Raw genomic sequence first — 22,969 nt, forward strand, 5'->3', positions numbered from 1 at the left:
GCGCAAAGATTGTGGTGCCAACGGTGATCAGGTGTCGTTATTGCCAGGGCCAGGAGCTGCGCCGGGTCTTGGACCTGGGCGCCGTACCGGCCGCCGATCACTTCCCCTTCGCCTCCAGCACACCGGCGAAGGACACGCTGCATCCCCTGGGGATGATGATGTGCACGGACTGTGCGCTCGCACAGCTCGAGATCGACGATACCGACACCGAGGAGCCGCGGGCCGTCGAGCCGCAAGCCCTGCGGGACCAGGCCGCCGACGCGGTTGCCCGAGCGGAGGCCGCCGGCCTCCTCGCTGGACGCACCGTGTACGAGTTCGCCAGCCCTCATGGCGGCAGCTGGCTGAACCTCCTGGTTCCCAAAGGGTTTGAGATGGCAGCTGCTGAGCCTGCAGATCTGGTGTTGGACAGCTTCGGCATGATGCACGATAAGGATCAGGCCAAAGCGATCGGCCTGCGCGCCCGCCGCACCAGCGCGGACGGTGTGCTGCTTCTTCAATTCCATTCGATAGAGACGATCTTGAGTCTGGGTCAGTGGAACTCGCTGCGGCACGGACATTTTGCGTACTACTCCCTGACCGTGCTGCGTCGAATGCTCGCCGATGTGGGTATGTCCGTCGTAGCCGTATGGGAGTTCGACTTGTACGGCGGCACCCTGATGGTGGCCGCGCGGCATGGTGGGCACCCGGCTCCGCCTTCCGTGGAGCGGGTCCTGACACGGGAGAAGGCACACGGCGCTGAGAATTCAGGCGGCTTCGCCCAGCTGCAGCACGCGGTGGACGAGCAGGTGCAGCGGCTCAACCGCTGGCTTGATGAACGACGCGAGTCGGGACAGACTGTGTATGCGTATGGGGCGCCGTCGCGCGCGGTCGCGCTGTTTCACCGGGCGGGATTGACGACGGACTCGGTGGTGGCGGTCGCCGACGCATCTGTAGCCAAACAGGGGCGACGTATGCCCGGAACCGATATCCCGATCGTTTCCCCCGCCGATCTGGTGGCTGCCGATCCCGCCCACGTGCTGCTTACCCTCCCGGATCTGTATGCGGAAGTGCGCCTGCGCTTTCCGGAGCTGGAGGGCCGTTGGATGACGGGGCTGTGTTAACGCAGTAGCGCGGTCGCCAGGGCCGGGCTGAACTGTCCCCCGGGCGCGTCGGGCGCGGCGCCACAGGGGCCGTTCGAGCTGCCCGGCGCGAGAATCCAGAGGTTCATGTCCAGACCGTCGGGGCGCCCCAGCACCGCAGGCGGTGTCCCGAGCACACGGCCAGCGGGGTTGCACCAGTCGAAGTTCCAGTCCGGGTTGCCGTTCTGCGAGGTGTCGACCACATAGCGTGGATCAGGGATGCCGAACCACTGTTGCAACGCCGCCCGGATGCGTTGCGCGTACGCGGTGATCTCGGAGGTCGGGGCGAACGATGAGACGTTGACGGAGTACCCCACGTGATCGGAGACGCCGACCTTGGCGAGCAGGGCCGCCATGCGCTCCGGCGTCACCGAACCCGATGAGGTTCCGGCGTCGATGTAGACGCGCGTGTTGGCGTTCCGCGCCGAGAAGGTAGCAACCACATACCGGAGGGAGCCGATCCGATCGCCAAAATCAGTGCCCTTCAGGGATTGTCGATCGGCGAACCACAGGGCGTCGGGCTCGACGATCAGCACCAGCCGAGCGTCGCCCACGAGCGCGGACACCCGGTCGACCCATGCTCGGTACACCTGGGGCGTGACAGCGTGGTGCGGTCCCGAGAAGCCGTCATCGCGATCGGGAATGTTGTACAGCACCAATTGCGCGGTACCACCGGCATCGCGGGCCCGCGTGACGATGTCTCCGATGTTTCGGCGGTCGTCCTCGTCATTGCCGGTGACCCACATCGCGATCGGGTACCGGGCGATCCGATCCCGGATTGCCCCGGCGCGCGCGTCATCGGGGTGGGCGCGTACCCACCACTGCACGTCGAGGGCACCCGGCACCAGCGGGCCGGTATCGAGTCGGTGCGTCGCGGTGTCCGCGGCGCTGCGATGTTCAAACTTGCTGGAGTCGCGCGTCAGCACCATCGCAGCTATCAGGCCCACCACCGCGAGCGCCGCCGCGCACAGCCACCGCGGACGGCCATCTCGCAGTGCTGCCGCTCCGGTCACAGCGGGGAACGATACAGACCCATTGAGCTCTACACTTGGCCCGTGCCCAACACCGATCCAGCGCCTGCACCCGTGCGCGTCCTGGCCATCGGACCGGCCCCGGCAAGTCCCGAAAGCCGCGGAGGTATGGCAACCGTCATGGCGCATATGGTGGCGTTGACTGACCCCGCGGTGATGGTGCGGGTGGTGCCCACCTATGTGGACGCCGCGCGGTGGCGTTGGTTGTGGGTGGGCGTGCGAGGAATGATCGTGTCGTCATGGTTCGTCCTCGCCGGGCACGTCGACGTCCTCCACGTCCATCTCGGTCATGGCGGCAGCGTCGTCCGCAAAGCAGTGCCGCTATGGGCCGCACGCCTTCGGGGGGTACCGGCACTCATTCATGCGCACAGCTTCGACTTCGTTGGGTGGTACCGCGAGCAGCGGGCTGCGGTGCAGCGTGGCGTGCGATGGGGACTACGCGCCGATCAGTGGATCATCCTTGGACGTGACCTGGCCGATGAGTACACGGCCTGCCTGGAGCTCGATCCCTCTCGGGTGTCCGTACTGCGGAACCCGGTGCGCATCCCCGAACAGACCGCGATCTCCCGCGGCGACATCCTGACAGCGGTAAGCCTGGGCAGGCTCGGTCGGCGCAAGGGCACATACGACATCATCCGGGCGACATCGGCGCTCGCACCCGAGATTCGCGCAGCACTGCATATCCACCTTGCCGGCGACGGCGAAGTGGAACAGGCGCGCACCGCGGTCGCTTCGGCCGGTGTCGCGGATGTGATCACCGTGCACGGCTGGCTGGATGCGGCGTCGGGTGCCGAATTGCTCAGTGGTGCGGATATCTTCGTACTGCCCAGCTATGCCGAGGGGCTGCCCATGGCGCTATTGGAGGCGATGGCCTCGGCGGTCGCGGTAATCACATCACCGGTCGGATCGATTGCCGAGGTCGTGCGCGACGGAGAGAACGGCCTGCTGGTGACTCCCGGCGATATCGATGCCCTGGTCGGGGCCCTCACCCGGCTGACCACGGATCACCAAGAGCGTCGCAGACTGGCGGCCGCCGGGCGTGAGACGGTGCGCGGTCTCGACATCTCAGACTGGGAGGCACAGCTAGTGCGGATGTGGAAGCTGCTCGCAGATCGCTAAGAGCTTGGCTGCGGCGTGATCTGCGGTGAAGTTCCGCGCGTAATGCTCACGTGCCGCCCCGCCGAGGGCTGCGGCGACCACGGGATCGGCGTGGCGGTCGAACGCCGCGGTGAGACCGGAGGCGTCATCACGGCCCAAGGCGACCTCACCGGGCGGCTGAAACTCAGCCAAGGCACCCTCGGTAGAGACGATGACGTTCACACCCAGCTGCATCGAGAGCGTCTGCACCCCGCTCTGTGAGGCCTGCCGATAGTGCACAACGGAGGCCTTGGCTTTTGAAAGTGGTTGCAGCACATCGCTATAGCTGTACGGACCACGAATCCAGCGCACCGACTCAGGCAGGGTGCCCCTGATGTCTCCGTCACCGATCAGCACCAGATGATCGCCGCGCCAGGCCGGACCCGCGACGTGGGCCTTCCACGCGCGCAGGATGAGGTCGACGTTCTTGTACCCGTTGAGCCGCCCGATCAGGACGAAGTCCCGACGTCCGCTGGCGGGAGTGAGGGGTGGTACACGGTGCGGATCAAGATCACTGGTGAGCGGAACCACCCCGACCGGCGACGAAGCGTGCGAGGTGATGTGCTGCGCTACATAGTCGCTGAACGCCACGCGATGCGCCGCGTTCGCCTCCCATCGGCGAAACGCAGCATGCCGCCATCGCGACACCTCCTCAGACGCGTCGTGTGGCCGATCGTCGTGAATCAGCAGCACGCGCGGCCGGCCTGCGCCAAGTAGCTGCCAACGCGGATCGCGGACCAGCTCGGTGATCACCACATCAGGCTGGAACGCCCGGACTTTTGGCACCGCACGTACCCAGGTCACCCACCCGCCGGGATCCTTGAGCGAGGGCTCGAGCACCAGCTCATAGTCCCGTTCCGGCCCGGACTCGGGATGTTGGTCGGAGGTCACCAACAGCACCGAAGCGCCCCGACCGCGCAGTGCCTCGGCATGCACGCGTGCCAACGGCCTCATCCACGGCGATAGCCACAGGATTCTCATCTGGTCTCAGTCCTTGAGCACCGCGGTGAAGGCCTGCTCGTACGAGTCCGCCATCGTCTCGATCGTGTACAGCTCGCGCATGCGCTCAAAACCATTGCGTCCCATTACTGTCAAACGCTCGGGGGCGGCAAGGACGTCTCTGAGCGCGGCGCGCCACGACGGTACATCGATGGGCTCGACCACCAGGCCACTGCCGTTGTCGAGCATGTCGGGGACCGAGCACACCGCGGAGCCGATGACCGGTACGGCGCGTGCCATCGCTTCGAGGATCACCAGGGGAAAGGCCTCGCTTCGGCTGGGCACGCAGAGTACATCGCAATCGGCCAGCGCATGCTCGGGTCCCGGAGACCAACCCCTCCACCGCACACGGTCACGGACCGCCTCGGGAGTGAGCGCTTCCAGACGTTTACGGTCGGGTCCATCTCCGAAAATGGAAAGCTGCCAATCATATTCGGCCAATCCGCTCAGTGCCTCCACCAGCAGATGCGGATTCTTGTGTTCGACGATGCGGGACAGCATCACGAAGCGCAACGGGCCGCTCGGCGCCCGGCGCCCGGGCGCGCTCTCGGGAAGGTCTCGGCGGCTCACCACCCCGTTGGGCGCGGTGAAGAAACGCGCGCCCACCCGTTGATGTGCCGACACTTCCTCCCAGTGCCTCCGCGATAGCGCGATAAAGCCATCGGCCCGGCTCATCGCCGCCGCAAGTGGCGCCGAATATGTTCCGGTTTTCAGCTCAGGCGGGATATGGGCGGCCACAAGCCATCTGCGTTGCCTTCCGGCTGCGCGCCAGAGAGTCGCGGATCCGGTCTCGGTGTTGGTGTCCCCCGATACCAGGATGGCAGGTCCGGGGGCGGTCTCAAAGGTGGGACACCACCAAGGCTGGCGGACCACCCGCACAGTCGGCGGGATCTCGGCCACCAACGGACCGAGCCGCTGCATGCACGCGATGGTTACGGAGTAGCCGCGCCTGTCCAGTTCAGTGGCCAGTAACACATGCTGGCGTTCGGCTCCCCCATACACCAACCGATTCGTGGTCAGGATTATCTGCGGGCGTCCCCCACCGGGTTTGATCCGGATGCTGCGCGCGCGCCGGGCCGCGGGCTGTATCCGGTCCAACACGGATGTACCGGCCAGGTAGAGATCGGCCGAGCGCACTCCTCTCGAGTGTTCGAGTGTCAGCGCGATATTGGCCCGCAGCAGATCGTCGGAGCGGATGCCGCGCTGCCGATCTCCGGCGACGGTCCCCTTGGCGCTGTGCGTGACACCGGGTTCATCGACAAGAATCAGCCGCCATCCCGCTGACCGAGCACGGAGCTGCCAATCGGCTTCCTCGCCGTAAAGGAAGAACTCCTCGTCGAAGCCGCCGATCTCATTCCAGGTCCGCCGGTTGATCAAAAGGCAGGCGCCCGTGAGGTAGCCGTCGACGTCAGTGGGACGCGTTCGGTACAGCTCCGAGATCGCGCGACCGCGCAAGGCCGGCGCGTAGCCCGTACGTGACACCAGTGCCCGCAGCAAGCTGGGAGCGCGATGCCCGTTATCCCACGGGGACTCGCCGGGAAGCGGGGTGGCGGGCGCTATCGGCGGTGCGGCAGCGGCCACCCCCGCATCGAGCGTGACGCGGGCGCGGGTCTGCGTGAGCGGCCCCGTCACGATGGCATCGGGGTTGAGCAACAGCAGATGTGCTCCCGGTGCGAAGTCGGCCAATCTGTTGACGGCGGAGGCGAATCCCAGATTGTGACCCGTACCGTGCCAATGCACATCTGGGTACATCGCCCGCACCGTGTCCATCCCCGGGTAGTCCGGTCCGGAGTTGTCCCACACGTACACCGGCAGATCGCCGAGATGTTCGTGACAGGACCGCAGGCAGTCCTCGAGCAGATCCGGACGGCGGTACGCCACGATGCACACCGCGATACCCCCGTGCACCTCACTGACCCGAGGGGCCGGCAAGTAGGCCCGGTTGAGCTCCTTATGTCTTTTCCTAGCCATGTCGATCACCCATCAGAGCCCTCCTTGCGGAGTACTTCCCGGACATCTCTCAGGCGCACGGGTCCTGCCCACAGGTTCACCACCGCATACACACCGGCGGCGATGGCGGCGGCGATCAATTCGTGCATCCACTGCGCGCAAAGCAGGAGTGTGCCAACTGCCGCTAGCGTCGGTATGGCCAACCGCAACAGGAACATCCACGGCGTGCGATAACCCGTACAGGTCGTCAGTCTGATGGTGGCAGCGACCAAGCCCACCACCTCGCTGGTCACCAGCGCGATCGCCGCGCCCAGGGAACCCAGGTGTGGGATGAGCAGGATATTGAGAACGATGTTGCCGGCGAGATTGAAGACATTGAGGCGCAGCAGAAACGATTGATGATGCGCCGCGAACAGCGCCTGACTGACGGTGCCGGTCAGAAAGGTCAGGCCGACCGCGACCAGGAGTAACGGCATCACCAGATTCGATTTGTCCACGAACTGTTCGGTACCCAGGAGTGCGACCAGATCGCGGCCCACGAAGAAGCCGACGACTGCGATCGGCACCGCGATGGCCACCATCAACCCCATGGAACGCTCGGTGAACGCCGCGAAGCGCTCACGCGATGAGGCAAACAGTCCCGTCATCGTGGACAGGGTGGCGCCCAGGAAGAAGTTCCCCGCCAGCGACAAGGTGAACGCGGTCTGGTAGGCCAGGCCATACCGGCCGACTTCGGAGGGCGTGCTCATGAGACTGAGTATCACGCCATCAATACGCCAGTAGAGGACGCCGATAATGAGCACCATTGTCTGCGGCAGGCTTTCGCGTACGAGGGCCCAGGTCTCTTTCGCCGACACGACGATTCGCAGCGGGGTGATGCGATGTGCCGCGATGCCTTGTATCAACAGCAGCATGGCCGGTGCCGCCACCTGGGGCAGCGCGTACCAAACATGATCCGCACCAACGGTTACCAGGATGATCGTGACGACGAGCATCCCGACCCGGGATAGCGTGTCCGCCAGTGCCACCGCCGAGAACCGGACCGAGGACATGAATATCGGGTTGAGACAGCTCGACAGTGTTGTCAGTGTGAGGCTCGCACTGACAATCAGCAGCATCGACTGCACCTCTGGCTGATCCGCGTAGATCAGCCAACCCGATACGGCGGCCACGGCGGCAAGCGGAAGGCAATAGCTGAGGGAGAAGGCAAGATTGATACCGACCAGCCGCTGCAAGCTTCCGGCACCCGCAGAGACCCGTCGGACGATCACCACGCCGATACCCAGCTCAGTCAAGCTGGTCCACAGTCCGATGAAGAAGATCGCGGAATTAAGATGCCCGTAGGACTCTGGCCCCAGCGCACGGGTGGTCAGTGCGATCGCGGCGATGGAAACGATCGTCCCCAGCACCCGACCGCCCAGTTGCCATGCGACAGCACTGGCAATGCGCCGTCCAGATGCCGGCTCGGTGACAGGGGATCCATCGGCATGCTCCGGCGTCATGTGCTACCTTGCGCCGACACGGGATGGGAACAATGCAACGACGACTCCACGCGTATGTGGCTTTGCCGCACGGCGTTTCGGCTTCGCAATGGGAGGTCCGGAACCGTGCCGATGAGGTGCCGGACCGGGCGCCTTACGGACTGCATCGGTTGGCCAACTACGGCGTAGCCCCGACGTTCAGTGAATTCTCGTTTGGGCGCCGCCTTGAACGCGTGGCCGGTCACATTCGTTATCGCACCGGTGATCTGGAAATCCTGGAGGTCGTGGCTAACAGGGCGGCGCGACGTGCGTGCGATGTCGTCTTCTGTTACGACGAACGCACCGGTGTACCCGCCGCGGCCGCTGCGGCTATCCGGATGAGCCCGCCGGTGGTGACCGGAGTCGGGTGGCTCACCGAGCCCGCAGACTCTCCGCCGGTTTATCGCGGGCTGGCGCGCCACACGCTGGCCCGTAGCGCAGCGGTGTTTTCGCAGTCCCCCCCTCAGGTCGAACTGCTTTCCCGCGCCTGGGGCGTCGACGATTCGCGGCTGCACTTCGCACCTGTGGGGATCGATACCGATTTCTATCGCGTGCAACCGTGGGAGGGCACGGCCACTCCCCTGGTCGTCAGCGCGGGCGAGGACGTCCACCGGGATCACGCCCTCCTTATCCAGGCGGTTCTGACCGCCCGTGAGCGTTGCCCGAGCCTCTCGCTCGAGTTGGCTACCGCGCTGCCGGTCAGCGCGCCACCGGGGGTGGTCACACTGCATGCCGAGCGTCTCTACGGACGTATGCGCGATCTGTACCGCCGATCCACCGTGGTGGCGATCGCAGTACGCCCCAATGTGATCACCGGTTCGGGCCTTACGGTCGCCCTTGAGGCCATGGCCAGCGGGCGCCCGGTGGTTATGACGGACAATCCGGGGATATCGCATTACGTCCGGCACAACGTCGACGGCATCCTGGTGCCACCCGGTGACCCCAACACCTTCGCCCGGGCGATCGCGGAGCTGGCGTGCGATCCCGACCGCGCTCGCGCCCTCGGACAGGCGGGGGCGCAGCGGGCGCGGGCGGAGTTCAGCTCCGAACGAATGGCTGAGCATTTTGCGAGCATTATGCATGGGGTTTAGCTACGACGCGTGCCAGGATCGTGTGGGCTCGACCGAGGCCCTCCGTAACCGCATGACGGCCGCCGGCCCCTGCACCAGGTATCGCCGCGCCATGCGCCGTGGTTCGCGGCCCAACCGATAGGACCACTCGAGTCCGCAACGCTGCATCCATTCCGGTGCCCGCGTGACGGCGCCGGCAAGAAAGTCCGCGGATGCGCCGAAGGCCAGCAGGATTGCGGCACCGGCGGTCACACCGTGACGTGCAATCCACAGCTCCTGCAGAGGTTTTCCGAGCCCCACCACCAGCACATCGGTACCCCCGGCAGCGATGTCACGCGCCAGGTCCTCGCTGCGACCCGGGTCCGTGAGGTCAAGGCGATCGGGTGCCCACCAACCAGCGATTTCAAGGCCCGGATAGCGTTCGTCGAGCACCGCGCGCAGCCGGTCATGCATCTGCGGCAGTCCACCCAGGAATCCGACGCGCTGACCGGTGCGTGTCGCCTGGTCGAGAACCAGCGGCAACAAGTCGGCCCCGGTAATCCGCGGCCAGCTCCGCCGCGTCCTGAGGCGGGCACGTGCCACGATCGGTGCCCCGTCGGCAAGCATCAACCAATCCAGCTGCGGCCCGAGCTCCGCACAGTCCGGGTTCGCACGACCAGCGCCGAAGTGATGCAGATGGTCCAAGTTCACCGAGCCAACCACCAGCGGACGATCAGCACGCGCTGAGGCACGTTGCGCGACGGCGGCAAGGACATCCCGCACGGAGCAAAGATCCACCGTCACTTGGGAGATCGTCACCCTCACTGGCGAGCCCAGCGCTTTTGTCGACACGGCGGACAGCCTAGCGTCGTTGATTCCATACGGCGGGCAAGTGTGGGTTATCCTCGTGACCAATAACGCTGGTTATGGGACGGCGCGCCTGCTGCGAATAGTCCGGACGATAGCGAGAGTCGGAGCACCCGTGAACGTCAACGACCTGGTCAGGCGGATCTTGAACCGGCGAATCGCACTGCTCCTGGTGGCCATGTTGGTGTGCGGTGCGGGGGCCTACGGGTACACCACGGGGGTCACCGTTCGCGCGTCCACGGCCTCGGCCGTCGTCATACCGCCTCCCACATACTCCTCAACCGGTGACACCCTGGGCGCAAACCCCATGCTGAATCTCTCGCCGGAGAAGGCGCAGCTCGCCGGCATCCTCGCCACCTCGACGTCCAGCCAGGCCGCGCAGGCCGCCGTTGCCGCGGCCGCCCCGGGCGTGGACTACAAGGTCTCCAACACCATTGACCTGGGACCGAGTAATCAACAGCCGTCGCCTCAGGTGTCGATTCTGGTGCTCTGCAGCGCCGCGTCCGACTGTCAGGCAGGTGCGGCGGCGCTCCTGGACGTTGCGCGCGACAATCTGGTGAAGCTCCAGGTGGGCGCGTCCGTCTCACCCGAGAACTGGGCCAGCCTCACGGTTCTGCAAGAACCCACCGCGCCCGTCGTCATGTCCAACAGCGCGATGAAATCGGCGGGCTCCATGGCGGTCGCGGCACTGCTGGCGGGACTCATCGCGCTCCTGGTGCACGACGCGCTTGCGGCCCGTCTTCGCAAAGAAAAATCTGCCGATGCTCCGGCCGAGACCAAGGCCCGGGCGAAGACTCCGACGGCAGGCGCAGCGGACGGGCCACCCCCCGCCGCCGCACCGACCGAGGAACCGGCGTCAGCGGGCGCAGGCGGCAACGGTCACGCCGTGGCAAACAAGCCAACACCCAGGATAATCGACGACGATCTGGACAATGTCGAGATCGACGACGAGGCACTCGCCCAAGCGGTGCTGAACTGGACACCGCCCCGACTCACCGATTTCCGTAGCTGGCGTGACGACAAGCCTTCCGCGGACCAATAGCCCAGGCGCCGCGGTGTCCGGCCGCGGGCTGGACACCGTCACCTTCACGGCCGCGGCATTGATCGTGCTGCTGAGCACCCGGCAGGTCTACGCGGTCTACGCCCTGAAGGGACTGAGCCCTGCCCAGGTCGCGCTGATTCTCACCGGCGCGCTGGGCGCCTATTGGGTGTTGTCGGGGCATCGCCTTACGCTCGGCGCGCGCGGGCTTTCGATCGCGATCCTGGCTTCCCTCCTGACGACGGTGCTGTCGTTCAACGTCGTGACCACACGCGTTCTGCCGCACCTGGCCCTGATACAGGCCGGGCAAGGTATCGCCGCTTTCGCGGTAACGGTGACCGCGCTCATCGGCTTCATCTTTCTCTTCGCCGCCCATCCCCAGAGCTCCGCGCACACCATCGAGATCTTGTTGAAGGCACTCGTCATTGGCGGTGCCATCACCGCGGGCCTGGCCCTGGTGCAGTTCACGACCGGCATCGATCTCGCGGCCATGATCCGGATTCCCGGCATCATGAAGTTCGGCGATACCGGTGTCGCACACGGGATTGTCCGTGAAGGTGTCGTCCGCGCGCAGGGCGCTGCCGCCCACGCCCTGGAGCTCAGTGCGGTGCTGACCACCATCGCGCCCATTGGGGTCGCGCTCGTGTACAGCGCCAAGGCCGCCGGCAGAAGGACCTGGCCATGTGCCCTGCTGACCATCGTGGTGATCGCGGGCTCCGTGGTGACGGTTTCTCGATCGGCCTTCATCGGGTTGGCGGCGGCCATTCTTGTGATGTCGTGGCGTTGGCCGGTACGCCGCCTCGCCGGGTTGCTGTGCGCCGCTGTGGGTGTGGCGGCGGTCGCCGCGGTGAGCGGGCTCGGCGTCTTCGACGCGATCATCAGTACCTTCATGGGCAGCGCCAACGACCCGTCGCTGCAATCGCGCGCGCGGGGAATTGACTACGTCATGTCGCATTGGACAGAACACTTCTGGCTGGGACAAGGGTCGTTCACGTATCCGCTCGGGCCCGATCAGCCGGTTCTCGACAACGAATACCTCAGCCGCCTCATCGAAGGCGGCATCGTGGGCTTGCTGACCTTGATCGTTCTGATGATCGCGGCGATCATCTACGCTGTCGGCGCCCGCAATCGCTGCCACCATGCGCCCACTACGGAGTTGATCAACGGTGTACTGGGCGGGCTCGTCGCGCTCACCGTCGTTGGATCGGTGCTGGATGTATCTGCTTTCCAACAAATTTCGATGATTCGGTGGCTGCTGATCGTGCTCGCGGGTGCGGCGTGGGCACTGGTCAGACGCGACCAGGAAGTAACGACGTGACGCACCGGGGATTCGATCAGTCGAACGCATGGCAGGCCCGGCTCCACGATGCTGTGCCGGGAGGCGCGCACACCTACGCGCGCGGCTCCGACCAGTACCCCGTGGGCATGGCGCCGGTGCTGACCCATGGGTCGGGCGCACGCGTGTGGGATGTTGACGGCAATTCCTATGTCGAGTACGGCATGGGGCTGCGTGCCATAACCCTCGGCCATGCCTATGCCCCCGTCGTCGAATCCGTTCGCGAAACTCTCGACCGGGGAGTGAGTTTCAGCCGCCCGACGGTGTTGGAGGCCGAGGCCGCGGAGGATTTTCTGCGTACCGTGCCGACCGCCGAGATGGTCAAGTTCGCCAAGAACGGGTCGGATGTGACCACCGCGGCGATCCGCCTCGCCCGCGCTGTGACCGGACGTACGATGGTCGCAGCCTGCCAGCAGCCGTTCTTCTCGACCGACGACTGGTTCATCGGCACCACCGAGATGAACGCGGGCATCCCGAAAGCTGCGACGGATGACATAGTCAGATTCAACTACAACGATCTGTCCACTCTGACAACACTTTTCGACCGGTATCAGGGCGAGATCGCCTGCGTCATCATGGAGGCCGCCAGCGCGGCAGCCGAGCCCGAGCCCGGATTCCTGGAATCCGTGCGGGCACTCTGCACCGACCACGGTGCGCTCCTGGTGTTCGACGAAATCATCACCGGATTCCGGTGGTCCCGAGCGGGTGCGCAGGCTGTCTACGGGGTGACCCCGGATCTGTCGTGCTGGGGCAAGGCGATGGGTAATGGTTTCGCGATCGCCGCACTCGCCGGAAAACGGGACTACATGGAACGCGGTGGGCTGCGCACCGACGATCCCCGGACGTTTCTGCTGTCCACCACCAACGGACCGGAAGCGGTGGGATTGGCCGCGTTTCGCGCGGTGGTGCGATCCTATGCTGACGATGCCCCGGTCCGCGCGATGGAGGCGGCGGGCCGCAATCTTGCCGAGGGTGTCGCCAGTATCACCATGGAACTTGGTGTGGATGAGCATATCCGGACCGTCGGCAGGTCTTCCTGTCTCACCTTCACGAGCCTCGATCTGGACGGACGGCCGTCGCAGGCCTATCGCGCGCTGCTGTTGCAAGAACTCCTGTGTCATGGCGTATTGGGGCAGTCCTTTGTGATCTCCGCCGCACACACACCGTCCGATATCGAGTTGACCTTGGACGCGGTGCGGAGCGCCGCCGAGATGTATCGGCGAGCCCTCGATGCGGGCAGTACCGACGGATTTCTGGTGGGACCGGCCGTCGCGCCGGCATTGCGCTCACACGCCGCGCCCCGGCGGATCCCCTAACGTCGCCCTTCTTGTGGGTTCACGCGTTTACCGCCCCGCGTTCGTCTCGTTGGCGTATTAGTAAATGTGGCCCGTATCGCGTTGATCTCAGATAGCAACTACTACTACGCTGCGTCGTAGGAGGTGGCGATGAACGCCCTGGATGTATCCCGATGGCAATTCGGCATCACCACCGTGTACCACTTCATCTTGGTGCCGTTGACCATTGGGCTGGCACCGCTGCTAGCGATCATGCAGACGGCGTGGGTCGTCACCGGCAATAACGCTTGGTACCGCCTGACCCGGTTCTTCGGCAAGCTGTTTCTCATCAACTTCGCGTTGGGTGTCGCCACCGGCATCGTGCAGGAATTCCAATTCGGGATGAACTGGAGCGAGTACTCCCGCTTCGTGGGTGACGTATTTGGCGCTCCCCTTGCTCTCGAAGGGCTCGTGGCCTTCTTCCTGGAGTCAACCTTCCTGGGTTTGTGGATATTTGGATGGACGCGCCTACCCAAGTTGGTGCACCTGGGGTGTCTCTGGATGGTGGCGATCGGAGTCAATGCCTCGGCCTTTTTCATCATTGCGGCCAACTCGTTCATGCAGCACCCGGTGGGTGCCGTCTACAACCCCGAAACCCGGCGAGCGGAGCTGACCAGCATCACCGAGCTCCTCACCAACAACACGGCCTTGGCCGCCTTCCCGCACACTGTCGCCGGATCCTTGCTCACGGCAGGAACATTCGTCGCCGGCATCTGTGGCTGGTGGATGGTCCGCTCACACAAGCTCGGCACTCTGGAGGATGCGCGCACGATGTATCGGCCCGCCGCCATCGGCGCGTGTGCGGTCATGATCCTGTCCGGGGTCGGCCTGGCGGCAACCGGGGACGTCCAGGGCAAGCTGATGTTCCAGCAGCAGCCCATGAAGATGGCCTCGGCCGAATCCCTGTGTTACACCGAGAAGGATCCCAAGTTCTCGGTGTTGACCGTGGGTACCCACAACAACTGCGCCAGCGTCATACACGCCATTTCGGTGCCCTATGTCCTGCCGTTCCTGGCCGAGGGGAAGTTCAGCGACGTCACCCTCAAGGGCGTAGAAGACCTGCAGAAGGAATACGAGCAGAAATTCGGCCCGCGTAACTATCGCCCGAATCTCTTTGTCACCTACTGGGCCTTTCGCGCGATGATTGGTCTGGCCGCGGGATCGGCACTGCTCGCACTGGCCGGACTGTGGGTCACCCGGCGCGGGCGTATCCCCAACCAGCGTTGGTTCGCCTGGCTCTCAATCTTGGCCATTCCGACCCCCTTCCTGGCCAACAGCGCCGGGTGGGTGTTCACCGAGATGGGGCGGCAACCCTGGGTGGTTGCCCCCAATCCCACGGGAGTGGAACAAATCCGGCTTACCGTCGACATGGCGGTGTCCCACCATTCCGCGGCGACGGTGTGGCTTTCCCTCATCACGTTCACCCTCCTCTACGGCGCACTGGGTGTGGTGTGGTTCTGGCTCATCCGCCGATACACCATCGAAGGACCGCTGGAACATGACACCGAACCCGCACCACCGGTCACCGATGACGACAGCCTCAAGCCGCTGTCCTTCGCTTACTAGTCCAACCTGTCGAGTAAGGAGGTTCCGAACATGAATCCGACCACATTGCAACAGTTCTGGTTCATCGTCGTAGCGGCGCTATTTCTCGGCTTCCTCGTACTCGAAGGTTTTGACTTCGGTGTCGGAATGCTCATGCACCCACTCGGCCGCGGTGACGATCGCCGGCGGCGAGCCGTCCTGAACACCATCGGGCCGGTATGGGATGGCAACGAGGTCTGGCTCATCACCGCGGGCGGAGCGATGTTCGCGGCCTTTCCTGACTGGTATGCGACGGTGTTTTCCGGCCTATACCTTCCGCTGCTGCTCATTCTTGTGGCCATGATCGTCCGGATCGTCGCCATCGAATGGCGGGGAAAGATCAACGACCCCCGCTGGCGTGCCCGCTGCGACCTCGGGATAGCCATCGGATCCTGGATACCCGCACTGCTGTGGGGTGTGGCGTTCTCCTCACTGCTCGCCGGGCTCCCGGTGGACAGCGCCAAGCAGCTCACCCTCACCCTCGGCGATGTGCTCCGACCGTATGTCCTGCTGGGCGGCGTGGTTTTCGTGGCGCTCTTCGCCTTTCACGGTGCACTGTTTATCTCGCTCAAGACTGCGGGCGCGGTCCGCGAGGACGCCGTCTCGATAGCGCGCACATTAGCGATTCCCGTGATTGTCGCGTCCGGTGGATACGGATTATGGACACAGCTCGCCTACGGCAAGAGTTGGACGTGGATCGCGCTCGTGATCGCCGCGTTGTCGCTGGTGGGTGCGGCAGCCGCGTCGCGAATCTCTCGTGACGGCTGGGCCTTTGCCTGCACGTGCCTGACGGTGGTCGCGGTCGTCATCCTGTTGTTCGGCTCCCTCTACCCGAATCTCATTGTCTCCAGCCTTGATCCGGCCTACAACCTGACGGTGACATCCGCGTCGTCAAGCCCCTACACGCTCCGGGTCATGAGCTGGGCGGCGGCGGTCACAGCTCCCGTTGTGCTGATCTACCAAGGCTGGACATATTGGGTGTTCCGGCAGCGCATCTCGGCCGACCAGATTCCCGACCCCGTCGGGCTACCCGTGCGATGACGACATCGCGCGGTGCCCCGGTCGATCCGCGGCTGTGGCGCCGCAGCGCCCCAGCCCGCCGCTACCTGATCCTGACGGTGCTCTGCGAGCTGGTGATGACGGCCTGCACGCTCGCGATCGCCGTGGTTCTGGCGCATGCTCTTGCCCGGCTGATCACCGATCCGGCGTCTCGCGACATGGCCCATATGGGGCAGGCGCTCAGCATCCTCGTCGTGCTCTGGATTCTTCGGGCCGCGGCCCAGGGTGTGCAGACCCGGTTCAGCGAGCGGGGCGCGACCGGCGTCATCGCTGACCTCGACGACCAGCTGTTGTCGACGATGGCCCAGGCACAACCGCGTGAGCTGGAGCGGTGTCGGGACGCGACCACGACGGTATTGACCCGGGGACTGGACGACCTGCGCCCCTACTTCGCCGGATACCTGCCCGCGGTCCTCAGCGCCGCCATCGTGACACCCGCCGCAGCCGTAGTGATCGCTCTATCCGATATCCGATCGGCGATCATCGTCGCCATCACCCTGCCGCTCATACCGATCTTCATGATTCTCATCGGCCTGCTCACCCGGGATCGTGCAGAGGCGGCGCTGAACGCCTCAACGGCCGTCACCGGTCAGATTCTCGATGTGATCACGGGCATCCCGACCCTCCGGGCACTCGGGCGCACCGCGACGCCGTTGCGCCGAATCACTGAACTCGGTGCCTCGCAGCGCCGTTCCGTCATGGCCACACTGCGGGTGGCGTTCCTGTCGGCGATGGTGCTCGAAATGATCGCGACGCTCAGCGTGGCGCTGATCGCGGTGAGCATTGGCATGCGTCTGGTCTTCGGACACCTCGATCTCACCACCGCGCTGACGGTGCTGATTTTGGCGCCCGAGGTGTACTGGCCGTTGCGGCGCGTAGGAATCCAGTTCCACAGCGCCGCCGATGGTAAGGCCGCCGCGGACAAGGCCTTCGAACTCCTGGACACCATCGGTGGACCGGCCGCCGATAGTGGATCGGTCGTTCCCCGCAGGCATCCGCTGATCCAGCTGGACGAGGTCAGCGTGGCTGACCGAAGTGGTTATGCACCATGGGAATTGACCGCGACAATCCGCGCCCGCGCTGTCACGGTACTCGCCGGTCACAATGGCGCCGGAAAGTCGACGGTGCTGCACGCGATTACCGGCCTCACCACACCCGCGCAGGGCCAGGTACTCGTGGACGGGGTATCGCTTGACCAGATCCAACGCGATATGTGGTGGTCGATGATCGGATGGCTGCCGCAACGCCCGGTGCTAATACCCGGCACAGTGCGCGAGAACCTCGAAATATTCGGGGCGCTGGAGGATCTGAAATCTGCCCTGGCCGACAGCCAATTCGACAGCACACTGGCGACACTGCGAGACGGATTGGATACCCGCCTGGGTGCCGGCGGCGCCGGGCTGTCACTGGGTGAGCGCCAGCGGCTGTGCCTGGCCCGTGCGCTCGGTACCAATCGGCCGATCCTGCTACTCGACGAACCCACGGCGCACCTCGACGCCGATACCGAGGCCGCCGTGCTGGCCGCACTGGTGGCCCGCGCGCGCCGCGGTGCCACGGTGGTACTGGTGGGCCATCGAGCGCCCGTCCTGGCCGCCGCCGACGCAGTATTCACCGTGCAGGCAAGACATGCCGCGCACCTCTGATCCGTTGCGGCACTGGCTGATCGCGCTGCGGGTACGGCCGATACGGCTGGCCATCGCCGTGACATATGGCGTCTTGGCCCTGGGGAGTGCGCTGGCACTGGCCGGTTTATCGGCATGGCTGATCACCCGGGCCTGGCAGATGCCACCGGTTCTCGATCTGTCCGTAGCCGTCGTTGCGGTGCGCGCACTAGGTATTTCGCGTGGCATCTGGCGGTACTGCGAACGGCTCGCCGGTCACGACATCGCGCTGCGAGGCGCCGGCACTGTGCGCGCGCATGTGTACGCGCGCCTGGTCGGCGGCTCAGCCGGAGCCCTGCGCAAGGGTGCGGTGCTCGATCGTATCGGCGCAGACATCGACGAACTGGCCGAGACAGTCGTCCGCAGCGTCATCCCGGTCGCGGTGGCCGGGGTGCTCGGGGTCGCGGCCACCGTGGCGGTCGCGCTGATATCGATACCTGCCGCGGCCATCTTGGCCTGTGCGCTACTGGTCGCCGACGTGCTGGCTCCGGCGTTGGCGGCGCGCGCATCCAGTGCACGGGAGACACGCGGGGCCCGGGCTCGCGCCTTGCAGGCCGAGACGACGGTCGAGATCCTCGAACATGCGCCGGAACTGCGGGTAGGAGGCCTTCTCCCCCGTCAGCTTGACGTAGCGCGCCAGCGCCGCAAGGACTGGGCCGCGGCACAGGACGCTGCCGCTGGTCCTGCCGCGTGGTCGGCGGCGGCACCCACCCTGGCCATGGGAGCCGCGGTGGTCGGGGCCTTGGCGGCGGCGGCCGAGCTCGCCGGGTACATCGCACCGACAACCCTTGCCATTCTGGTGCTGTTGCCACTGGCCGCCTTCGAGGCCTCCACCGCGCTGCCTGCAGCGGCCATCGGGATCTCCCGTTCGCGCGCATCGGCACGACACCTCCACGTGCTGGCGGCCGGAGAGATCGACGCTCCTGCGCCTGTCGATGTGATGCCGAACTCCGACACGTCGGGCATGTCCCTCGAATGCGCCGAATTATGCTGGCGGACAGGTCATTCGATATCGGGCCCGCTGACGTTCCGGTTGGCGGCGGGTGCGCGGATGGCGATCACCGGTGCCAGCGGCATCGGCAAGACATCCCTGCTGACGACGCTCGCCGGGTTCGCATCGCCTACCTCTGGCGCCATCCGGATTGACGGTGACGCACTCGAGAGCATTGCGCCCACCGAGCTGCCCTCGCTCATCAGGTTTTTCGCCGAGGACGCGCACCTGTTCGCCACCACGGTGCGCGATAACCTTCTTATCGCTCGGGGTGATGCGACCGATGGCGACCTGGTCGACGCGCTATCCGAGGTTGGCCTCGGTCCCTGGATCGAGTCGTTGCCGCATGGACTGGACACGGTGTTGACCGCAGGTGCGGCCTCGGTATCGGGCGGTCAACGCCGGCGGCTGCTGCTCGCCCGGGCGCTGTTGTCCAAGGTACCCGTGCTGCTGTTGGACGAACCCACCGAACATCTCGATGGACCCGCCGCCGAGACGTTCCTGCGGGAGTTGTTGGACGCCAAGAGCTCACTGCTGGCGGGGCGGACGGTCCTGGTGGCGACCCACCATCTACCCGATTCAGTGACCTGCCAGCGCGTCCAACTCGGCGATACAGTGCAGGTATGACGGAAACGCCGCCTCCGCCCCCGCCGTACCATCCGTATCAGCCTCCCACCGGATACCCGCCCTACCCGTACCCGTACAGCGCGCCGGGAGTGCCGACTCCCCCACCGGCTCCCAAGAATGGCTTAGGCGTGGGTGCATTGGTCGTCGGAATCATCGCCATTCTCTTGTCGTGCACCGTCTTCGGCGGATTTCTCGGCGGGCTCGTCGCAGTGGTCCTGGGTATCGTGGGCGTGCGCAGAGTCAAGCGCGCGGAGGCCAACAACCGGGGCGTGGCGATCTCCGGCATCGCGCTCGGGAGCCTGGCCATACTGCTGTCGACGCTGGTTCTGGTGTTCACCCTGGTTTTCATGAAGTCAGCCGGTTTGAGCGACTTCATCACGTGCATCTCTGAGGCGAAGGGCGATCAGGCCAAGGCCACCCAATGCCAGAACGCTTTCGAGAATCGAATGAACCAGAAGGCCGGTACCCCCGAGCCGTGATCCCTACCGCGTGGGCGGATCGGCAGGCAACACATGCTCGCCGCCGCGGTCCGTGGCCAGGCTCAGCGATGAGATGTACTGCTTTTCACCGTTGGGACCTGGCTTGGCCGAGGCGAGCATGTCGGGACGCTCAAACTCGATCCCGCTGACCGCGCAGCGAAGCAACTCATCCGACGGGTTCCCGTATTCGTCGTACATCGGCAGGTCGATACCGTCATCGGTGCGACGCAGGTAGTACTTACCGCGCGTGGCCACCGCGAGTATCGGCGGCAGCACAAAGGCGATCACGACTGCCACGATCGGCGAGTAGGGACGGATCGCCTCTCCGAATACTCCGAAGAAGACCAGGATCGAGATGCCTGCCGAGAGCAGCATCGAGACGAATCCGACCGGATTGACGTTGTAGAGCATGCCGCGCCGGAATTCCGGCTCCATGGGCGAGATCTTGAGGACGTACTTGTTGATCGCGATATCGGTCGCCACCGTCACCACCCAGGCCATGCCGCAGTTGGCGTAGAACCCGAGGATGGTGTTCAGGAAGTCAAACATGTTGGCTTCCATCAGCACCAGCGCGATTAGCAGGTTGAACAGCACGAAAATCAACCGGCCCGGGTAGTGCTTGGTGATGCGGGTGAACGAGTTGGTCCAGGCCAGCGAGCCCGAGTATGCGTTGGTGACGTTGATCTTGATCTGGCTGATCACGACCAGAATCACGGCCAGCGTGATGGCCAGCCAATGCGGCATCATGTTCTGGTAGATCTCCAGGAACTGGTGCACGGGCTGGTTGGCCACCGCGGCACCGCCCGCCACATTGGCGATCAGATACACCGCCAGGAAGAGCCCGATCACCTGCTTGATGGCACCGAACAGCACCCAGCCAGGCCCTGCCAACAGCATCGCCGTCCACCAGCGGCGGCTGTTCTCGGGCGTCTTGGGCGGCATGAACCGCAGATAGTCGATCTGCTCGGCGATCTGCGCTATCAGGGACAGGCACACACCGGCGGCGAGCATGATCGACCCCAGGTTGACCCCCTGTGCCTCCTTGCCTCCGTAGGCGAAGAAGGTCCCGATCGAATCCGGGTGGCGCACCACGAGATACACGAACGGGATGACCATCATGACGAGCCACAACGGGGTAGTCCACACCTGGAGCACCGACAGCGCCTTCATCCCGTAGATAACCAGCGGAATGATGATGATGGTGGACACCGCATATCCGATGGGTACCGGTATCCCGAGCCCGAGTTTGAGGCCCTGGGCCATGATCGAGCCCTCGAGCGCGAAGAATATGAATGTGAACGTCGCATAGATGATGTTCGTGACGATGCTGCCGTAGTAGCCGAATCCGCTTCCGCGCGTGATCAAATCGAGATCGATGTTGTAGCGGGCCGCGTAGTAGGACACCGGGATTCCGGTCAGGATGATGATGACCGCGAAAACCCCTATGCCCCACAGCGCATTTCCGGTGCCGTAGGAGATTCCGATATTGGCGCCGATCGCGAAGTCCGCCAGGTAGGCGATGCCGCCAAGGGCGGTCACGCCCACCACCGCTGGGCTCCACCGGCGGAAACGCCGCGGAGCGAATCGAAGGGTGTAGTCCTCCAACGTCTCCCGCAGGGCCGCGCTCTCCGCGGCATCGTGGGTGGACGGAGCAGACGAAACGGGTGCGGATGCAGTCGTATCGAGAGTGTCGGTCACGCGGACAGCCTGTCGATCGCCCAAGTCGTACGCGTTTTCCCAACGTTAATGTCCTGTTACGCAGGCGCCTCAGCTGGTGTTTTGGGGCGCAACCGTGGGTTGAATTCCAGGCTCAGCAACGCGAATGCGACCAGCGGCACCGTAGACATCTGCACGAGCACGTAGCGCCGGTCACCCAGCGCGTGGAATTTGCGCAGGTAACGGTATAGAGACTCCAGCGCGATCAGCGGGTCGAGCACATGAATCGCCGAGTAGCAGAGCTCCTGCGCCCGGGTGCGGTTCTTCTCAGCGAAGATCTCCGGGAATGCCGCGAACGCCAGCGACAGGCGGCGGGCTCCTTCGGTCTTCGAGGCCGCGATCATGTCGATGGTCAGTCGCTCATCGATGCCGTTGGGTGCACCTGGGCGCCGCCACGGCACATCGAGCGAGACATCGGTGCCGCTCCCGGTGGTGGCGTATCGGTGAAATCCTTGCACCACACCGAGATTGTCGCGAGCAATGATCAACCGGATGCCGGGATAACGGCCGAGTAACGCGCCGTCGAGGATCATCGAGAACCCACGCTCGAATCGACCTCCATGCGAAAGTTCCATCACCTGTTGAAGTTCGGCGCGCAGTGCACCGTCGAGACTGCACTCATCGACGATCTCGGTGGTGACCCCCGCGTTGTGCGTGCGCTGCATGCCCTGGCGCAGGTTCCGATACTTGCGCCCCACCATGTCGAAGGTCTGCACGTCAACGACGACATCGCGACCCACCGCGACGGCGTGTAGCGGATGGCCCACGGCGCGCGCGTCACCCCAGAGCGGCAGGCGGCGTTCACTGCACCCCAGCACTGCGATGCGCCAGCCGTGAGAGCGACACATGGCCGCAAATTCCCGTACCAGGGAGGAGAACCCGGATTCATTTCCGATCGGATCTCCCCCCACCACGGCGAAACCGGCGCGCGTCCGATAGCCGATCGCCGCGGTGCGATCGGCGTTGAAGTAATAGGACTTGAGCGAGTGCATGGCAAAGGCGGCTAGCGGGTCGTCACTGGTCCTGGCCACCAGCGCGCCTACCTGGGCCAACGCTTCGGGCTGTGCCGGCGCCGACGTCGGCCACATCAGGATGAGTCCGGCAGCGATGACCAGCGCATCGCCGATGCGCTCGAACTGCAGGATGCTGGCCCCCAGCGCGATCAGCACGGCTGCCGCCGACCACGCCGCGTGGCCGTAGGTGACCGGCCGGCCCAAGAAGATACCGCGGGCGATGAACCCGAAGCAGAACAGAACGGTGAGGGGCCAAAGGATTTCGTCGAAATCGGGTTGCACCGGGTATCCGGAATGGGCAACCAATAGCACCAGCCATCCCGCGACAAACAGAACCGCGGCGGCACTTACGAAGCGCGCGCACCGCGAATCACTGTGAACTGCAACGCGTTCGGCAATACGCACATGAGTGGTAACGGCTGACGGTTCGAGCATTCCGTCACCTCCCACAGTCGCCCT

At 65.0% G+C, this 22,969-nt stretch carries 18 protein-coding genes; 11 read left to right on the plus strand and 7 right to left on the minus strand.

The window, feature by feature from the left end; all coding sequences use genetic code 11:
• Positions 1 to 23: 23 nt before the first annotated feature.
• Positions 24 to 1,100 carry a class I SAM-dependent methyltransferase gene (locus tag B4383_RS10635; RefSeq protein WP_078288246.1) on the plus strand — a complete coding sequence of 359 codons (1,077 nt, stop codon included), beginning with the start codon at positions 24 to 26 and terminating at the stop codon, positions 1,098 to 1,100.
• On the opposite strand, the gene B4383_RS10640 is transcribed toward B4383_RS10635, so the two are convergent.
• Positions 1,097 to 2,131: a glycoside hydrolase family 6 protein gene (locus B4383_RS10640; RefSeq protein WP_176126527.1), complete on the minus strand. Its 1,035-nt coding sequence runs from the start codon at positions 2,129 to 2,131 to the stop codon at positions 1,097 to 1,099. The two genes, B4383_RS10635 and B4383_RS10640, sit on opposite strands and share 4 nt — an antisense overlap.
• A gap of 42 nt (positions 2,132 to 2,173) precedes the next feature.
• Between B4383_RS10640 and B4383_RS10645 the strand changes: the two genes are divergently transcribed.
• Positions 2,174 to 3,268, plus strand: coding sequence for a glycosyltransferase family 4 protein (locus B4383_RS10645; protein ID WP_176126525.1), 1,095 nt, complete (start codon positions 2,174 to 2,176; stop codon positions 3,266 to 3,268).
• Here the strand turns inward: B4383_RS10645 and B4383_RS10650 are convergent.
• The 3 genes from B4383_RS10650 to B4383_RS10660 are packed head-to-tail and all read right to left on the minus strand — an operon-like array spanning position 3,233 to position 7,737.
• On the minus strand, positions 3,233 to 4,267 hold the full coding sequence (locus B4383_RS10650) for a glycosyltransferase family 4 protein (RefSeq protein WP_286143857.1): 1,035 nt from the start codon (positions 4,265 to 4,267) through the stop codon (positions 3,233 to 3,235). The genes B4383_RS10645 and B4383_RS10650 overlap by 36 nt on opposite strands.
• 6 nt (positions 4,268 to 4,273) lie before the next feature.
• A complete protein-coding gene (locus B4383_RS10655) occupies positions 4,274 to 6,256 on the minus strand; it encodes a glycosyltransferase (protein WP_078288243.1) in 1,983 nt (660 codons plus the stop codon).
• A gap of 5 nt (positions 6,257 to 6,261) precedes the next feature.
• Positions 6,262 to 7,737 (minus strand): flippase, encoded by a 1,476-nt coding sequence (locus tag B4383_RS10660; protein WP_078288136.1) that lies wholly within the window; start codon positions 7,735 to 7,737, stop codon positions 6,262 to 6,264.
• Between the two features lie 32 nt (positions 7,738 to 7,769).
• Here B4383_RS10660 and B4383_RS10665 point away from each other — a divergent pair, with 32 nt between their 5' ends.
• Positions 7,770 to 8,846 carry a glycosyltransferase family 4 protein gene (locus B4383_RS10665; protein WP_078288135.1) on the plus strand — a complete coding sequence of 359 codons (1,077 nt, stop codon included), beginning with the start codon at positions 7,770 to 7,772 and terminating at the stop codon, positions 8,844 to 8,846.
• Here B4383_RS10665 and B4383_RS10670 read toward each other — a convergent pair whose 3' ends face one another.
• Complete coding sequence (locus tag B4383_RS10670; RefSeq protein WP_078288134.1) at positions 8,847 to 9,656, minus strand: WecB/TagA/CpsF family glycosyltransferase; 810 nt, start codon at positions 9,654 to 9,656, stop codon at positions 8,847 to 8,849.
• Positions 9,657 to 9,786: 130 nt separating this feature from the next.
• Between B4383_RS10670 and B4383_RS10675 the strand changes: the two genes are divergently transcribed.
• From B4383_RS10675 to B4383_RS10710, 8 genes are all read left to right on the plus strand, one after another.
• Positions 9,787 to 10,713 (plus strand): hypothetical protein, encoded by a 927-nt coding sequence (locus tag B4383_RS10675; RefSeq protein ID WP_078288133.1) that lies wholly within the window; start codon positions 9,787 to 9,789, stop codon positions 10,711 to 10,713.
• A complete protein-coding gene (locus tag B4383_RS10680) occupies positions 10,685 to 12,028 on the plus strand; it encodes an O-antigen ligase family protein (RefSeq protein ID WP_139360693.1) in 1,344 nt (447 codons plus the stop codon). The genes B4383_RS10675 and B4383_RS10680 overlap by 29 nt, the downstream gene beginning before the upstream one ends.
• On the plus strand, positions 12,025 to 13,362 hold the full coding sequence (locus B4383_RS10685) for a glutamate-1-semialdehyde 2,1-aminomutase (protein WP_078288131.1): 1,338 nt from the start codon (positions 12,025 to 12,027) through the stop codon (positions 13,360 to 13,362). Before B4383_RS10680 ends, B4383_RS10685 begins: the two co-directional genes overlap by 4 nt.
• 129 nt (positions 13,363 to 13,491) lie before the next feature.
• Positions 13,492 to 14,946, plus strand: a complete 1,455-nt coding sequence (locus B4383_RS10690; protein WP_078288130.1) for a cytochrome ubiquinol oxidase subunit I — start codon at positions 13,492 to 13,494, stop codon at positions 14,944 to 14,946.
• A gap of 30 nt (positions 14,947 to 14,976) precedes the next feature.
• Positions 14,977 to 16,005 (plus strand): cytochrome d ubiquinol oxidase subunit II, encoded by a 1,029-nt coding sequence (cydB, locus tag B4383_RS10695; protein WP_078288129.1) that lies wholly within the window; start codon positions 14,977 to 14,979, stop codon positions 16,003 to 16,005.
• Positions 16,002 to 17,666, plus strand: coding sequence for a thiol reductant ABC exporter subunit CydD (gene cydD, locus B4383_RS10700; protein WP_078288128.1), 1,665 nt, complete (start codon positions 16,002 to 16,004; stop codon positions 17,664 to 17,666). Before cydB ends, cydD begins: the two co-directional genes overlap by 4 nt.
• Entirely contained in the window at positions 17,650 to 19,302 is a 1,653-nt protein-coding gene (gene cydC / locus B4383_RS10705) for a thiol reductant ABC exporter subunit CydC (protein ID WP_078288127.1), read from the plus strand. The genes cydD and cydC overlap by 17 nt, the downstream gene beginning before the upstream one ends.
• Entirely contained in the window at positions 19,299 to 19,781 is a 483-nt protein-coding gene (locus B4383_RS10710) for a DUF4190 domain-containing protein (RefSeq protein ID WP_078288126.1), read from the plus strand. Before cydC ends, B4383_RS10710 begins: the two co-directional genes overlap by 4 nt.
• Positions 19,782 to 19,784: 3 nt before the next feature.
• Here B4383_RS10710 and B4383_RS10715 read toward each other — a convergent pair whose 3' ends face one another.
• Both B4383_RS10715 and B4383_RS10720 read right to left on the minus strand, forming a co-directional pair.
• Positions 19,785 to 21,479 carry a hypothetical protein gene (locus B4383_RS10715; RefSeq protein WP_078288125.1) on the minus strand — a complete coding sequence of 565 codons (1,695 nt, stop codon included), beginning with the start codon at positions 21,477 to 21,479 and terminating at the stop codon, positions 19,785 to 19,787.
• Between the two features lie 56 nt (positions 21,480 to 21,535).
• Positions 21,536 to 22,945, minus strand: coding sequence for a phosphatidylglycerol lysyltransferase domain-containing protein (locus B4383_RS10720; protein WP_078288124.1), 1,410 nt, complete (start codon positions 22,943 to 22,945; stop codon positions 21,536 to 21,538).
• Positions 22,946 to 22,969: the final 24 nt, after the last annotated feature.

Origin of the sequence: Mycobacterium sp. D16R24, from assembly GCF_002013385.1 — a bacterium.
Taxonomy (GTDB): domain Bacteria; phylum Actinomycetota; class Actinomycetes; order Mycobacteriales; family Mycobacteriaceae; genus Mycobacterium.